General features: G+C 71.1%; 13 protein-coding genes. 7 read left to right on the top strand and 6 right to left on the bottom strand.

Annotation, left to right across the window (positions count from 1 at the left end; all coding sequences use genetic code 11):
• Positions 1 to 2: 2 nt before the first annotated feature.
• Positions 3 to 989, bottom strand: coding sequence for a 2-dehydropantoate 2-reductase (locus tag ACIA77_RS04940; protein ID WP_395884471.1), 987 nt, complete (start codon positions 987 to 989; stop codon positions 3 to 5).
• A 273-nt stretch (positions 990 to 1,262) separates the two neighbouring features.
• Here ACIA77_RS04940 and ACIA77_RS04935 point away from each other — a divergent pair, with 273 nt between their 5' ends.
• The gene (locus ACIA77_RS04935) at positions 1,263 to 1,997 is read left to right on the top strand and encodes a GntR family transcriptional regulator (RefSeq protein WP_395884470.1); all 735 of its coding nucleotides are present in this window, start codon (positions 1,263 to 1,265) and stop codon (positions 1,995 to 1,997) included.
• A 62-nt stretch (positions 1,998 to 2,059) separates the two neighbouring features.
• On the opposite strand, the gene ACIA77_RS04930 is transcribed toward ACIA77_RS04935, so the two are convergent.
• The 4 genes from ACIA77_RS04930 to ACIA77_RS04915 all read right to left on the bottom strand — a co-directional run bounded on the left by ACIA77_RS04930 (position 2,060) and on the right by ACIA77_RS04915 (position 8,784).
• A complete protein-coding gene (locus ACIA77_RS04930; protein ID WP_395884469.1) occupies positions 2,060 to 3,469 on the bottom strand; it encodes an OFA family MFS transporter in 1,410 nt (469 codons plus the stop codon).
• Between the two features lie 175 nt (positions 3,470 to 3,644).
• Positions 3,645 to 5,783 (bottom strand): acetate--CoA ligase family protein, encoded by a 2,139-nt coding sequence (locus ACIA77_RS04925; RefSeq protein WP_395884468.1) that lies wholly within the window; start codon positions 5,781 to 5,783, stop codon positions 3,645 to 3,647.
• Positions 5,784 to 5,795: 12 nt separating this feature from the next.
• A complete protein-coding gene (gene frc / locus ACIA77_RS04920; protein WP_395884467.1) occupies positions 5,796 to 7,025 on the bottom strand; it encodes a formyl-CoA transferase in 1,230 nt (409 codons plus the stop codon).
• A gap of 16 nt (positions 7,026 to 7,041) precedes the next feature.
• The gene (locus ACIA77_RS04915) at positions 7,042 to 8,784 is read right to left on the bottom strand and encodes a thiamine pyrophosphate-binding protein (protein ID WP_395884466.1); all 1,743 of its coding nucleotides are present in this window, start codon (positions 8,782 to 8,784) and stop codon (positions 7,042 to 7,044) included.
• Positions 8,785 to 9,102: 318 nt separating this feature from the next.
• Between ACIA77_RS04915 and sucC the strand changes: the two genes are divergently transcribed.
• From sucC to ACIA77_RS04890, 5 genes are read left to right on the top strand one after another with little or no spacing between them, the layout of a single operon-like run.
• On the top strand, positions 9,103 to 10,284 hold the full coding sequence (sucC, locus tag ACIA77_RS04910; RefSeq protein ID WP_395884465.1) for an ADP-forming succinate--CoA ligase subunit beta: 1,182 nt from the start codon (positions 9,103 to 9,105) through the stop codon (positions 10,282 to 10,284).
• Between the two features lie 3 nt (positions 10,285 to 10,287).
• Positions 10,288 to 11,178: a succinate--CoA ligase subunit alpha gene (gene sucD / locus ACIA77_RS04905; RefSeq protein ID WP_395884464.1), complete on the top strand. Its 891-nt coding sequence runs from the start codon at positions 10,288 to 10,290 to the stop codon at positions 11,176 to 11,178.
• Positions 11,179 to 11,180: 2 nt separating this feature from the next.
• Complete coding sequence (locus tag ACIA77_RS04900) at positions 11,181 to 11,690, top strand: beta-class carbonic anhydrase (RefSeq protein ID WP_395884463.1); 510 nt, start codon at positions 11,181 to 11,183, stop codon at positions 11,688 to 11,690.
• 10 nt (positions 11,691 to 11,700) lie between these two features.
• Positions 11,701 to 12,855: a molybdopterin molybdotransferase MoeA gene (locus ACIA77_RS04895; RefSeq protein ID WP_395884462.1), complete on the top strand. Its 1,155-nt coding sequence runs from the start codon at positions 11,701 to 11,703 to the stop codon at positions 12,853 to 12,855.
• Between the two features lie 13 nt (positions 12,856 to 12,868).
• Positions 12,869 to 13,726: a LysR family transcriptional regulator gene (locus tag ACIA77_RS04890; RefSeq protein WP_395884461.1), complete on the top strand. Its 858-nt coding sequence runs from the start codon at positions 12,869 to 12,871 to the stop codon at positions 13,724 to 13,726.
• A 5-nt stretch (positions 13,727 to 13,731) separates the two neighbouring features.
• On the opposite strand, the gene ACIA77_RS04885 is transcribed toward ACIA77_RS04890, so the two are convergent.
• Positions 13,732 to 14,340 carry a dihydrofolate reductase family protein gene (locus ACIA77_RS04885; protein ID WP_395884460.1) on the bottom strand — a complete coding sequence of 203 codons (609 nt, stop codon included), beginning with the start codon at positions 14,338 to 14,340 and terminating at the stop codon, positions 13,732 to 13,734.
• A gap of 112 nt (positions 14,341 to 14,452) precedes the next feature.
• Between ACIA77_RS04885 and ACIA77_RS04880 the strand changes: the two genes are divergently transcribed.
• Positions 14,453 to 15,385 carry a LysR substrate-binding domain-containing protein gene (locus ACIA77_RS04880; RefSeq protein ID WP_395884459.1) on the top strand — a complete coding sequence of 311 codons (933 nt, stop codon included), beginning with the start codon at positions 14,453 to 14,455 and terminating at the stop codon, positions 15,383 to 15,385.
• Positions 15,386 to 15,439 lie beyond the last annotated feature (54 nt).

Here is a 15,439-nt window from a genome sequence, read left to right as displayed (position 1 = left end):
TTCTAGCCGACCGGCACGGCGGTGGCCGTGCGGTTCAGCAAGCCGATGGCCGCGTGCACGTGCCGCAACGCGGGCGCGGGCACCCCGGTGAGCTCGGCCAGCTCGACGACGGCGCCGATGATGGCGTCGATCTCCAGCGGCTTGCCGGCTTCCAGGTCTTGCAGCATCGACGTCTTGTGGTGACCGACGCGCCAGGCGCCGTCGATCCGCTTCTCCACGGAGACCCGCGGATCCGCCCCGGCCGCGCGGGCGATCGCGAGGGTTTCGGTCATCATCGTGGCGACGAGGTCGCGCGTCTCGTCGTGCTCGCAGATCTCGGCCATCGTCGCCCGCGTCAGCGCGCTCAGCGGGTTGAAGGCGACGTTGCCCATGAGCTTGACCCAGATGTCGTCGCGCAGGTTCGGTTCCACGGGGGCCTTGAGCCCGCCGGTGATCATCGCCTCGGACAGCGCGCCGCAGCGGGGCGAAATCCCGCCCGCGGGCTCGCCGAGGGAGAAGCGCGTGCCCTCCAGGTGCCGGATCACGCCCGGCTCCTCGATCACGGTCGAGCAGTAGACGACGCAGCCGATGGCGCGCTCGACGGCCATGACCCGGCTCGTCGCGCCGCCGGGGTCCACGGTCTCGACGCGGTGGCCCTCCAGGGGGTGCCCGGCCAGGCCGTGGAAGTACCACCACGGGATGCCGTTCTGCGCCGCGACGAGCGCGGTGTCCGGTCCCAGCAGCGGTTCGAGCAGCTCACCGCTGCTCGGGTAGGAGTGGGCCTTGAGCCCGAGGAAGACGAAGTCGACCGGGCCGACCTCGGCCGGGTCGTCGGTGACGTGGGGACGTGCGGTGAAGTCGCCCCGGGGGCTCAGCACCCGCACTCCGTGTTCGCGCATCGCCTCGAGGTGGGCTTTGCGCGCGACCAGATGGACCTCGGTGCCGCCTCGGTGCAACGCCGCACCCACGTAGGCGCCGATCGCGCCCGCGCCCAGAACAGCAACCCGCATGGTGTGCCTCCCGCTCGGTCGAACACAGCGATTGCATACAGTATCCCGTGATGTGCCCCAGCGCCAGGCTCCGGTCATGGAATCCGCCGATGACACCCGGCCGGAGCAGGGATTCGAGCCGAAACGCCAGGTCGGGCGATCCGCTCGGGCTGAGATCCAGCCCACAGAGTGAAGAGTTGGGATTTTGCATACCAAAACCTGTATCCTCGAATTCGCAGGGCATCGGACCCCGCCTTCCCACTCCCTTTTTCCACATCCGAGCCGAGGTGCACCGTGAGCCAGACCGCCTCTCCCCTGCCCGATCGCGGACCTACCGGCCGCCGGGCCAAGGGTTCCCTCGCGGACGCCTCCGCCAAGCGCGTCGAACGCCCGGCCCCGTTGCGCCAGGTCGTGTACGAAGCACTCGCCGAGCTGATCATCAACCGCACGCTCGAACCGGGACAGCACCTGGTCGAAGCCGACCTCGCCGAATACCTCGGCGTCAGCCGCCAGCCGGTGCGCGAAGCACTGCAGCGCCTCCAGACCGAGGGCTGGGTCGACCTGCGGCCCGCGCAGGGCGCGTTCGTGCACCTGCCCACCGACGAGGAAGCCGACCAGCTGCTCGGAGTCCGTGCCGTGCTGGAAACGCACTCCGCGCGCCTGGCCGCCACCTGCGCGTCCGACGAGCACATCGCCCGGCTGTGGGAGCTGCAGAACGCCGGCCTCGCCGCCCTCGCCGACGACGACAGCGAAGCGCTCGTCTCGGCCAACGCCGACCTGCACTCCTACATCACCGAGCTCACCGGCAACGCCGTGCTCTCCGAGCTGATCGGGCTCGTCGACCGCCGGGTGCGCTGGTACTACACGCCGATCGCCCGCCCGCGCGGGCGCGACGCGTGGCACGAGCACGCCGAGCTGATCGAATCCATCGCCGCCCACGACGCCGAGAAGGCGGAGAAGATCATGGCCCAGCACACGGAGCGCACGCGGCAGGCGTTCCACGAGCGGCCCGAAGCAGCCCGGGAGTGAAGGGGGCGGGCGTCAGCCGCCCCCTTCACTCCCGGGCCCCGTTCCCGGATCCCCGGCAGGCGTCAGCTGCCGGCGGTTCCGGTGGCCGGTGAGGCCTGCGCGATGACGTCGGACTCGCTCTGTTCCGACGCGTTCGGCCCGTGGCGACGGCCCGGCTGGCGCAGGAACAGCACCATCACGGCCGAGAGCAGCGCGATGCAGCCGGCCAGCACGTAGGCGCCGGTGTAGCCCCACGCCACGATCACGCCCGCGGCGAGACCACCACCGCCGACACCGCCGATGAGCTTGGCGCTGTAGACGATGCCGTAGTTCGTCGCGTTGTGGTTCTCACCGAAGTAGTCCGGCACGAGCGCGGCGAACATCGGGTAGAACGCACCACTGCCGAATCCGGTCACGATCGCGAACACCATGAACCAGAACAGGCTGTGGGAGTTGCCCGACCACATCACGCCGAACTGCGCGATACCCGCGATCACGAGCACCCAGAACAGCGTCTGCTTCCGGCCGATGCGGTCCGACGCCCAGCCGACGAGCGCCCGGCCGGTGCCGTTCACGATGGCCAGCAGACCCGCCGACGACGCGACGACGAACGCGCCGAAGCCGCTTTCCTTGGCGAAGTCCACCTGGAAGTTGATGCCGAACAGCGAGACACCGCCGATCACGATCAGCGTGACCCACATCAGCGGGAGCATGCCGGTCCTGATCGCTTCCATCGGGGTGAACTGCCGGACGGCCGGCGGGTTCTTCTCGAGGCTCTTGGCCTTGCCCGAGGACTTGCCCTTCAGCCACGCGATCGGGTCGACCTCCGACGGCCACCAGTTCTTCGGCGGGTCCTTGAAGAGGAACCCGCAGATCCCGACGACGAGCAGCATGTAGAGGCCGATCGCGTCGAGGGTGATCGTCAGGTTCTCGTGCCCGAGAAACGCGCTGAACAGGTAGATGAACGGCACCGAACCGTAGGCGAAGCCGCCGTTCACGAAACCGGTGCGCGCACCGCGCTTCTCCGGGTACCACTTGCCGACCATGTTGATACAGGTGGCGTAGACCAGACCGGCACCGGTGCCGCCGAGCACCGAGTACCCGATGAAGGCCAGCACCAGGTTCCCGCTGTGGGCGATGGTGAAGTAGCCGATCCCGGCACAGACCGCACCCACGAGCATGGCGGTCTTCGCCGAGACGATGTTCTTCTCACGCAGGCGCCCGGCCGGAAAGGCCACCGCGGCCTGGAAAACGGCCCAGATGCTGGCCAGCCAGAACGCGTCCGTGAGCGACCAGCCGTATTTTTCCTCCAGTGTTCCTTCGACGGCTCCCCAGCCGTACTCGAACACACTCACCGCCATCATGGCGACCCACGGCAACCAGACCATGAAAGCCCGGGAGCGGCCCATGATGTCGTGGGGGCTTTCACCGATGCGGTAGGTGCGTCCGTTGGCGTCGACGATCTCCTGGTACGTCGGTTGGGCTGCGGTCATGAGAGTTCTCTTTCGTCAACAGTGACTTCGGTTCCCTCTGAGTGGGGTTGGCTCCTGTCCCCCGCCGGGCGCGACCGCGCGCGCCCGGCGCTTCTTGTGCTGGTGTCCCGTCCCCCGCTTCACCGACGGCTAGGTGTCCGGCAAGATACGCCTCCTTCCCTCTCGCCGGAAGTGATCAGCCGAGCAGACCGGCCGACCGCGCCCAGCGGTACTTGGCACCGAGTACCGCCACCGGCTTCTCGGTCGTGTACGGGTAGGCGACGACGCCGTGGGCGTAGAGGTGGTCGCTCGCCTGCTCCACCTCGACGTCCCCGGACAGCGACGCCACCACGGGCTTGTGGATCCCCTTCTTGCGGTACTCCTCGACGACGTCGACCACGAGCTCCGCGAAGACCATCGGCGGCGTGACGATCGTGTGCCAGTAGCCGAGAATCAGGGAGTGGATGCGGTCGTCCTCGAGCCCGAGGGCGATCGTGTTCCGGTACGTCGACGGCGGCTCGCCACCCGTGATGTCCACCGGGTTGCCGGCCGCGCCGAACGGCGGGATGAACTTCCGGAACGCCTCGTCGAGGTCACCGGGGATCTCCATGAGCGTGAGGCCGTTGTCCACGCAGGCGTCCGACAGCAGCACGCCCGAGCCGCCGGCACCGGTGATGATCACGACGTTCTCGCCCTTCGGCGTGGGCAGCAGCGGGATGCCGCGGGCGTACTCGAGCATGTCGTTGAGCCCCGGCGCCCGGATCACGCCGCTCTGGCGCAGGATGTCGTCGTAGACCTTGTCGTTGCCGGCCAGCGCGCCGGTGTGCGAGCTCGCCGCCTTGGCGCCCTGCGAGGTGCGCCCGGCCTTGAGCACGACCACCGGCTTCTTCGCCGAGACACGCTTGGCGGTCTCCGCGAAGGAGCGGCCGTCCTTGAGGTCTTCGAGGTGCATCGCGACGAGCTGGGTGTTGTCGTCGTGCTCGAAGAACGTGAGCAGGTCGTCCTCGTCGATGTCCGCCTTGTTGCCCACGCCCACGATGGACGACACGCCCATGCCGGCCGACCGGCTGAAGCCCAGGATCGCCATGCCGATGCCACCGCTCTGCGAGGAGAGCGCGACACCGCCCTTGACGTCGTACGGGGTGCAGAACGTCGCCGAGAGGTTCTCCGGGGTGTAGTAGTAGCCGTAGATGTTGGGGCCGAGGATGCGCACGCCGTGCTTGCGCGCGATCGCGACGACCTCGTTCTGCAGCTCGATGTTCCCGGTCTCGCCGAACCCCGACGGGATCAGGATCGCCCCGGCCACGCCCTTCTTGCCGGCCTCTTCCAGCGCCGCGGGCACGAACTTCGCCGGGATCGCGAACACCGCCACGTCCACGTCACCGGGCACGTCGCTGATGCTCGCGTACGCCTTGCGGTCCAGGATCTCCGTTGCCTTGGGGTTGATCGGGTGGATCTCCCCCGCGTAGCCACCGTTGACGAGGTTCTTCATCACCGAGTTGCCGATCTTGCCGGTCTCGGCCGAAGCCCCGATCACCGCGATCGCGGCCGGCTTCATGATCCGGTTCATCGCCGCGAGGATCTCCTCCTGCGTGAACCGCAGTGGCTCCTTCGCCGCCTCGGGGTCGACGAGGATGCGCACGTCGACGGCGGTCGCGCCCTCGGCCGTGGCGAGCACCGGGTTGAGGTCGACCTCCGCCAGCTGCGGGAAGTCGGTGACCAGGCGCGAGAGGTCGTGCACGACGGTGGCGAGCGCCTTCTTGTCCACCGCCTCACCACCGCGGACGCCGTTGAGCACCTCGGCCGCCGCGATACCGTCCACCATGGACAGTGCCTCGTCCTCCGACGTCGGCGCCAGGCGGAAGGTCACGTCCTTCAGCACCTCGACGAGCACCCCGCCGAGGCCGAAGGCGACGATCTTGCCGAAGGTCTGGTCGGTGACCGACCCGATGATGACCTCCTGGCCGCTGGTCAGCATCTGCTGCACCTGAACGCCGACGATCGCCGCGTTCTCGTCGTAGGCCTTGGCGTTGGCCAGGATCGTGGCGTAGCCCTCGGCGACCTCCTTCGGGGTGCGCAGGCCGACGAGCACGCCGCCGGCCTCGGTTTTGTGCAGGATGTCGGGCGACACGATCTTCAGCACCACCGGCAGGCCGATCTCCTGCGCCTGCGCGACCGCCTCGTCGGCCGAGGTCGCCAGCCGCTCCTGCGGGGTGGGGATGCCGTAGGCCTCGCACACGGCGCGGCCTTCGGGGGCGGTCAGGGACGAGCGTCCCTCCGCCGCCGCCTTCGCCAGGATCTGCTCGACCGCTTCGCGGCCGGTTTCCGTGGTCATCCGGTCCTCTCCTCAGATCACGCCGGCGGTGCGCAGCCGCTCGAGTTCGTCGGTGCCGTAGCCGAGTTCGCCCAGCACCTGGTCGTTGTGCTCGCCCAGCAGCGGGGAACGGCCCACCTCGACCGGGGAGTCGGACAGCTTGAGCGGGCAGCCCACCGTCTTGAACTTCCCGCGCTCGGGGTGGTCGACCTCGACCACGGAGCCCAGCGTGGCGAGCGTCTCGTCCTCGATGAGTTCCTTCGTGGACAGGATCGGTCCGCACGGGATGTTGTGGGCGTTGAGCTTCTCCATGACCTCCCACTTGGTGTGGCGCTCGGTCCACTGCTCCACGAGCGCGAACACCTTGTCCAATTTGGACAGCCGGGCCTCGGGCGTGGCCCACTCCGGGTCCTCGGAAAGCTCGGGCTGCCCGATCAGCTGGGTCAGCGGAGCCCAGCCCACCGGCTGGACGATCACGTAGATGTAGTCGTTCGGACCGCCGGGTGCGCAGCGCACCGCCCAGCCGGGCTGGCCGCCACCGGAGGCGTTGCCCGAGCGCGGGACCTCTTCGCCGAACACGTCGTTGGGGTACTCGCCGAGCGGCCCGTGGGCCAGCCGCTGCTGGTCGCGCAGCTTGACGCGGCAGAGGTTGAGCACCGCGTCCTGCATGGCGACCTGCACCCGCTGCCCGCGGCCGGTGTTCGTGCGCTGGTACAGCGCGGCGAGCATCGCGGCGACGAGGTGGATGCCGGTGCCGGAGTCGCCGATCTGCGCGCCGGTGGCGGTGGGCGGGCCCTCTTCGAAACCGGTGGTGCTCATGGAGCCGCCCATGGCCTGCGCGATCACCTCGTAGGCCTTGAAGTCGGCGTAGCGGCCCGGGCCGAAGCCCTTGATCGAGGCGTAGATCAGCCGCTCGTTGATCTCCTGCAGCTTCTCCCACGAGAACCCGAAGCGGTCCACCACACCGGGGCCGAAGTTCTCGACCAGGATGTCCACTGAGGACACCAGCTTGGTGAAGATCTCCTTGCCCTCGTCGCTCTTCATGTTCAGCGTGATGCTGCGCTTGTTGCCGTTGAGCATCGTGAAGTAGAGACTGTCCACTCCGGGCAGGTCGCGCAGCTGGCCGCGGGTGATGTCACCGCGCCCCGGGGTCTCCAGCTTGATCACGTCCGCGCCCAGCCAGGCGAGGATCTGGGTCGACGACGGTCCCGACTGGACGTGGGTCATGTCGAGGACGCGGACGCCATCGAGTGCCTTTCCCATTTCTCGTGCCTCCCGACTACTTGTACATCGTCTGGTTCATGGTTCCGGGGGCGTACGCGTCCGGGTCGACCCAGACGTTGATCAGCGACGGCTTGCCCGACTCTCGGGCGCGCTGCAGCGCCGGCGCGATGTCGGCGGGGTCGCGGACCTCTTCGCCGTAGCCGCCCAGCATGCGGGCGAACTCGTCGTAGCGGACGTCGCCGAGCGTGTTGCCGATGCGCTCGCGCGCCAGGCCGTACTTCTGCGCCTGGCCGTAGCGGATCTGGTTCATCGACGAGTTGTTGCCGACGATCCCGACGAAGGGCAGGTTGAACCGCACCAGCGTCTCGAAGTCCCAGCCGGTCAGCGAGAACGCGCCGTCGCCGAAGAGCGCGACGACTTCCTTGTCCGGGCGGGCGTGCTTGGCAGCCATCACGAACGGGATGCCGACGCCGAGCGTGCCGAGCGGACCCGGGTCCATCCAGTGCCCCGGCGACTTCGGCTGCACGACCTGACCGGAGAAGGTGACGATGTCGCCGCCGTCGCCGATGTAGATCGAGTCCTCGGTGAGGAACTCGTTGATCTCGTGCACCAGCCGGTACGGGTGGATCGGGTTCGCGTCGGAGTGCTGCTGCGGCAGCCGCTTCTCCTTGGCCTGCTCCTCCACCGCGCGCAGTTCCTCGAGCCACGGCTTGCGCGCCACCGCGCCGTTGTCGACGCGCCCGGAAGCCGCCGCCGACACCGCGGCGAGGATCTGGCCGGCGTCGCCGACGATGCCGAGGTCGATGTCGCGGTTCTTGCCGACGGTGCGGTAGTCCAGGTCGATCTGCACCACCGTGGCGTCGGGCGAGAGGCGCTTGCCGTAGCCCATGCGGAAGTCGAACGGCGTGCCGACGATCACGATCAGGTCCGCGTTGTTGAACGCGTACCTGCGCGCCAGCTGGAAGTGGTGCGGGTCGCCCGGCGGCAGCGTGCCGCGGCCCGCGCCGTTCATGAACGCGGGGACGTTCAGCGAGCGCACGAGTTCCGTCGCCGGTTCGGTCGCCCGCGTGGTCCAGACCTGACTGCCGAGCAGGATCGCCGGCTTCTTGGCGTGCACGAGCAGATCGGCGAGACGCTCGATGTCGGCGGGATCGCCGGCGTTGCGCGTCGAAGCGCGGTAGCGGCCGGCTTCGGGGATGCGGGCCGCGGACAGCGGGACCCGCGCGTCGAGTACGTCGCGCGGGATCTCGAGGAACGACGGCCCGGGGGCGCCGGCGAAGGCCTCGCGGAACGCCATCGACACCAGGTCGGCCGCGCGGGCGGTCGACGGCACGGTCGCGGCGAACTTGGTGATCGGGCTCATCATGTCGACGTGCGGGAGGTCCTGCAGCGACCCCATCTTGTGCTGGCTCAGCGCGCCCTGGCCGCCGATCAGCAGCATCGGGCTCTCCGCGCGCAGCGCGTTGGCGACGCCGGTGACCGCGTCCGTCGTGCCCGGGCCGGCGGTGACGACCGCGCAGCCGGGACGGCCGGTGATGCGCGCGTAGCCGTCGGCCGCGTGCGCGGCCACCTGCTCGTGGCGTACGTCGATGACGTTGATGCCCTCGTCGACGCAGCCGTCGTAGATGTCGATGATGTGCCCGCCGCACAGGGTGAAGATCGTGTCGACGCCCTCGGCCTTGAGCGCCTTGGCCACCAGGTGCCCACCGGAGATCGTGTCCGGAGCCGGCTCGCCGCCGTTCGTCGAAGGGGCGGCCCGGTCCTTGTCGACGTTCTGGCCGGTCGTGGTTGGCGCCATTGCTCAACTCCTCTTGTCTCACGCCGGACCTCTCTGATCCGCGCGCTCGTTCCGGTGCGCTTGCCGTCGGTCCACAGCCCGCGGCGAAGGACATCTCTCCAGGTCAGCGGCACCTTCGTCGGAAACTGTAGATTGCATACCGTATGAGGTAGGCATTAGGATTACTCTCCGAGCGACCCGCTGTCCAGGGCCATCCGCAGGTTTTGCCGAAGGTTTTTCACCTCGCGCGGCGCGCGATCACCGCGTGCCCGGCGCCGGGTGGCCCTGTCGTCCCACGTCCCGTTCGTGGCCGGAAAAGGCCCAGCAGGAAGGACTCCGATGGATCTGTTCGAACACGAAGCGCGTGAGCTGTTCTCCGCGCACGGCGTCCCGGTCCCCCGCGGCCGCGTCGCCACGAGTCCGGAGGAAGCCCGCGCCGCGGCGGTGCTCGTCGGCGGGCCCGTGGTGGTCAAGGCCCAGGTGAAGACCGGCGGGCGCGGCAAGGCGGGCGGCGTGAAGCTCGCCAAGACGCCCGACGACGCCGAGCAGGTCGCCGACGACATCCTCGGCATGGACATCAAGGGCCACACCGTGCACAAGGTGCTGGTGACCGAGGCCAGCGACATCGCCGAGGAGTACTACGTCTCCTACCTGCTCGACCGCGCCGGCCGCACGTTCCTCGCCATGGCGTCGGTCGCCGGCGGCGTGGAGATCGAGGAGGTCGCGGCGACGCGGCCCGAGGCCTTGGCGAAGGTGCCGGTCGACGCGCTCACCGGCGTGGACCCGGCCAAGGCGCGCGAGATCGTTGCGGCGGCGCGGTTCCCCGCCGAGGTCGCGGACGAGATCGCGGGCGTGCTGGTGCGCCTGTGGGAGGTGTTCGTCGCCGAGGACGCCACGCTCGTGGAGGTGAACCCGCTGGCGCGCACGGGCGACGGCTCGGTGATCGCGCTCGACGGCAAGGTCACCCTCGACGCCAACGCCGAGTTCCGCCACCCCGCCCACGCCGACTTCGCCGACCCGAGTGCGGGCGACCCGCTCGAGCGCACCGCGAAGGAGCTCGGGCTCAACTACGTGAAGCTCGACGGCGACATCGGCGTCATCGGGAACGGCGCCGGACTCGTCATGTCCACTTTGGACGTCGTCGCCGCCGCGGCCGCCGAGGTCGGCGCGCGGGGCCCGGCGAACTTCCTCGACATCGGCGGCGGCGCGTCGGCGGCCGTGATGTCGGCCGGGCTCGGCGTGATCCTCGGCGACCCGGCCGTGCGCAGCGTGTTCGTGAACGTCTTCGGCGGCATCACCGCGTGCGACGCCGTGGCCGACGGCATCGTGCAGGCGCTGGGCATCCTGGGCGACGCGGCGGCGAAACCGCTGGTGGTCCGGCTCGACGGCAACAACGTGGCCGAGGGCAGGCGGATCCTCGCCGAAGCCGCCCACCCGCTCGTGACCGTGGTCGAGACCATGGACGACGCCGCCCGCGAGGCGGCCAAGCTCGCGACCGTCCCAGCTAGCACGGAGGCCTGAGAAGTGGCGATCTTCCTGGACCAGACCAGCCGTGTCGTCGTGTCGGGCATGACCGGCGCCGAGGGCACCAAGCACACCGGGCGGATGCTCGCCGCCGGCACGAACGTCGTCGGCGGGGTGAACCCGCGCAAGGCGGGGACGAAGGTGGCGATCGGCGAGCACGAGCTGCCGGTGTTCGGCAGCGTCGCCGACGCGATGACCGCGACCGGCGCCGACGTCGTGGTGCTGTTCGTGCCGCCGCCGTTCGTCAAGGACGCCGTGCTCGAAGCGATCGACGCGGAGATCGATCTGGCCGTGGTGATCACCGAGGGCGTGCCGGTGCACGACTCCGCGGTCTTCTGGGCGCACGCGGTGGCCAAGGGCGGCAAAACGCGCATCGTCGGGCCGAACTGCCCCGGGCTCATCTCCCCCGGGCTGTCCAACGCGGGCATCATCCCCGCGGACATCACCGGCCCCGGCCGGATCGGGCTCGTGTCCAAGTCGGGCACGCTGACCTACCAGCTGATGCACGAACTGCGGGACATCGGGTTCTCCACGTGCGTCGGCATCGGCGGCGATCCGGTCATCGGGACCACGCACATCGACGCGATCGAGGCGTTCGAGAAGGACCCCGACACCGACGTGATCGTGCTGATCGGCGAGATCGGCGGCGACGCGGAGGAACGCGCGGCCGCCTACGTCCGGGCGAACGTGAGCAAGCCCGTCGTCGGCTACGTCGCCGGGTTCACCGCGCCGGAGGGCAAGACGATGGGCCACGCCGGCGCGATCGTCTCCGGCTCGGCCGGCACCGCCGCCGCGAAGAAGGAAGCGCTGGAGGCGGCGGGCATCCGGGTCGGCCGGACCCCGAGCGAGACCGCGCGGCTGGTGCGCGAGGTCCTGGCGGGGACGGCGTAGCCGTGGGCGACATCGACGAACTCGTCGCGAACGCCCGGCGCTACCACCGCGGTCTCGACCACAGCCGGCTGGCGAAGCGGCCGCGGCGGCGCGTGGCGGTGGTGGCGTGCATGGACGCGCGCATCAGCGTGTACCGCCTGCTGGGACTGGAAGAAGGCGACGCTCACGTGATCCGCAACGCCGGCGGCGCAGTGACCGAGGACGCGATCCGCTCGCTCGCGGTGAGCCAGCGGCTGCTGGGTACCCGGGAGATCGTCCTGGTCCACCACGAGGACTGCGGCATGCGAACCTTCACGGACACGGAGTTCGCGCGGCAGGTCGAGGAAGGCACCGGCATCCGGCCGCCCTGGTCGGCCGAAGCGTTCACCGACGCGGAGCAGGACGTGCGGCAGTGCCTGAGACGGGTGCGCAGCAGCCCGTTCCTGCCCCACACTTCGTCCGTGCGAGGGTTCGTGTACGACGAGCGGACCGGGGCGATGACGGAGGTCGGGGCCGCGATCCGGCCGGATTAGGAGGGACGCCATGCACCGGGGATGGGCCGAAGCCCGCCGGATCGCCCGCGACGCGGTGAAGCCGCTCGAGGCGGTGGAGCTGCCGCTGGCCGAAGCGCTGGGCGGGGCTTTGGCGAGCCCGGTCCGGGCCCTCACGGCGATGCCGGCGTATGACAACTCCGCGATGGACGGGTACGCCGTCGCCGGGCCCGGGCCGTGGACCGTGGTGGGCGCGGTCCGGGCCGGCGGCGAGCCGTACCCGCGGACGCTCGCGCCCGGCACGGCGATCGAGATCGCCACGGGCGCTCCCGTGCCGCCGGGCACGCGGGCGGTGCTGCCGGTCGAGCTCGCCGTCCACAGTGGACGGCGAGTGTCCGGCGAAGCGGTGACCGGCAAGCACGTGCGGCGCCGCGGCGAGGACTGTCCCGAAGGTGAGGAGCTGCTGGCCACCTCGACGACGGTGACCGCCGCCGTGCTGGGCGCGGCGGCGGCCGCCGGGCACGACACGCTGCTGGTGCACCGCCGGCCGCGCGTGGCGGTGGTCGTGACCGGCGACGAGGTCCAGACCTCGGGCGTGCCCGCGCCGGGACGGGTGCGGGACGCCATCGGCCCGATGCTGCCCGGCCTGCTGGCGGCCGCGGGCGCCGACGAACACGGGCTGGTACGGCTGGCCGATCAGCCCTCGGCGCTCACCGCCGCCCTGACCGAGGGCGACGCCGACGTGGTGGTGGTGTGCGGGGCGACGTCGAAGGGCCCGGCGGACCACCTGCGCGGCGTGCTGCGGGCGTTGCTGGCCGACGTGCGCGTGGACGGCGTCGCGTGCCGGCCGGGGCACCCGCAGCTGCTCGCGGTCCTGCCGGACGGGCGGTGCGTGGCGGGGCTGCCCGGCAACCCGTTCGCGGCGCTGGCGGCGGGGCTGACGCTGCTGTCGCCGTTGCTGCTGCGGCTGGGCGGGCACCGCGCACCACCGCCGGTGACGGCGCGAGCCGCCGCGGCGCTGCCGGTGCACGAGAAGGACACGCGGCTCGTGCCGGTCGCGTGGTCAGGCGGGTCGGTGACGCCGGTGGGCCACGATCGGCCCGGGTCGCTGTGGGGCGCGGCGCTCGCCGACGCGCTCGCGGTGGTGCCGCCGGGGTTCACGGGCGGCGCCGTCGAACTGCTGCCGCTGCCGGGCGGGCGGCGCTGAGACTGGAGGGTGCATGGACCTGCGTCAGCTGGAGATCGTCGTCGCGGTCGCCGAGGAGGGCGGTTTCACCGCCGCGGCGCACCGGTTGCACACCGTGCAGTCGACGGTGTCGACGGTGGTCCGCGCCCTCGAACGCGATCTCGGCACGTCGCTGTTCGAACGCACCACGCACCGCGTCGCGCTCACCCCGGCCGGGCGCGCGTTCCTGCCCGCCGCGCGTGCGGCGCTGCAAGCCGCGGAGTACGCCCGTGCCACCGTCGACGGTGCGCGCTGGAAGCTCGGCGGGCGCGTCCGCATCGGCGTGATGCCCGGCGCGTGGCCCGATCCGCACCGCGCCCTGGCCGCGCTGCGGCGCGAGCACCCGGGCGTGCAGGTCCAGGTGCGGATGGCCCCTCCGCGGCAGCTGCTCGCCGCGCTCCGGGAGTCCGCAGTGGACGTTCTGGTGGCGGTCGAGAACTGCGTGGTGGCCGAAGGCCTGGTCGCGCGGCCGCTGCGCCGCGAGGCGATGCTGTTCGTGAGCGGCTCGGACGACCGGGCCGCCGACCGCCCGATCACCGCCGCCGACGCGGCGACGGCAGCGGTGGTGGACTTCGCGCCCGGCTGGGCCAACCGCGAGGCCACCGACCGCGCCTTCCAGACGGCTCAGGTGCGCCGCGTCGTCGCCCACGAGGTGACGGACGCGGAGGCGGCCGCCGAACTCGTCCGCCACGATCTGGGCGCCTGCATCCTGCCCGCGTCGGTCGCCGCGCGGTTCCCGGATCTCACCACCCGCCCGTTCACCCGCGGCGGGCCGACCTGGCACATCTGCGTGACGCGTCCAGCGGGTGATCCCGCGCCGGCGGTCGCCGCGGTGCTGCGGCACCTGACCTGACCCGGCTAGCCGCGGCGCACCGAATACCGCAGGTGCAGCACCCCGTCGCCGCGCACGACGACGTCCGGATCCCCGAGCAGCAGGTGGCCGCCGGCGACCGCGCCGAAGTACGGTTTGCCCCGGCCGAAGACGACCGGCACGACGTCGATGGCGACGTGGTCGACGAGGCCCAGCGCCAGCGCCTGCCCGCCGACGTCACCCGCGCCCACGCCGATGTCGCCGTCGCCGGCCAGCTCGCGCGCCAAGGCGAGGCCGTGGGCCACCGAACCGGCGAAGTGGTACGGCGCTTCCGGGTGCCAGTCCGCGGGCCGCGGCCGGTGCGAGACGACCACGACGTGGTCGCTCGCCGGTGGGTGGCCCTCCCAGCCGTTGGTCAGGTCGAACTGGTGCCGCCCGACGACCAGCACCTTCTGGCGCGCCCACAGGCCCCGCACGTACTCGGCCGAAGCCGCCGAGACGCGGAAGGGCGCGCCGCCGTGCACTTCCGCGTGATCGTCGTCGACGAGCGGGTGATCGCCGCGGAAGTACCACTCGTGCAGCGGCCCCACGTCGTCGTGCTCGTCGGCGATGTAGCCGTCGAGTGATGCCACCGCGTGCAGGTACGTCGTCCCCATGGCTGCCCCTCCTCCGGACCGGGTGACCAGCCTCCGCCCGAACCGCGTGGCGGGCAACCGGATCGTCCGGATCGATCTGTCCCGGCCGGGTCCGCCTGCGGGAGGATGAACTGTGCTGCTGCGCCAACTGGAGTACCTCGTCGCCCTCGCGCGGGAACGGCACTTCGCCCGGGCCGCCGACGCGTGTCACGTCTCGCAGCCCTCGCTGTCGGCCGCGATCCGCAAGCTCGAACACGAACTGGGCGCGCCCGTCGTGCGCCGGGGCCGGCGGTTCGAAGGCCTCACGCCCGAAGGCGAGCGGGTGCTGCTGTGGGCGCACCGCATCCTCGCCGAGTGCGACGCGCTGCGCCAAGACCTCTCGACGATGCGCAGCAGCCTCTCGGGGGTGCTGCGGGTCGGCACGATCCCGACGTCGCTGACGGCCGCGACGTTGCTGACGACGCCGTTCTGCGAACGCCACCCGCACGCGCGCGTCACACTGGAATCGCTGCCCTCACGGGAGATCACGCGCCGGCTGGCGGAGTACGAACTGGACATCGCGCTGACCTACGTGGACGACGAGGAACTGGGCGCCGTCCGGACGGTCCCGCTCTACGAAGAGCGCTACCTGCTCCTGACGCCCGAGGACGGCGAGCTCGCCGACCGGCCGAGCGTGCGGTGGGCCGAGGTGGCGACCGTGCCGCTGTGCCTGCTGGGCCCGCAGATGCGCAACCGCCGGATCCTCGACGGGTTCTTCGCCGCCGCCGGCGGGTCGGTGGTCCCGGCGATCGAGACCGACACGGTGTCGGGGCTGTACGCGCACGTGGCGTCCCGCCGGTGGTCCGGCGTGATCTCGCACGCTTGGCTGCACATGTTCGGGGTCCCGCCGGGCATGCGCGTGGTGCCCCTGGCGAACCCGGCCCGGCCGCCGCAGATCGGGCTCGTGCTCGCCGACCGGGATCCCGAGCCGCTGCTGGCGCGGGCGCTGCTCGGGCTCGCGCCGCAGGCCGACGTCCGGGGGACGCTCGAGCGCGTGCTGGCGGGTTTCCTGAGGCCTGCCCGATAGCCGGGGTCGATGGCGGCATAGAGAACAACGTTTTGACCGTCCCCGCACGCCAGA

Origin of the sequence: Amycolatopsis sp. NPDC051903 (assembly GCF_044452505.1) — a bacterium.
Lineage (GTDB): Bacteria > Actinomycetota > Actinomycetes > Mycobacteriales > Pseudonocardiaceae > Amycolatopsis.
This window is presented reverse-complemented; position numbering and strand designations above follow the sequence as displayed.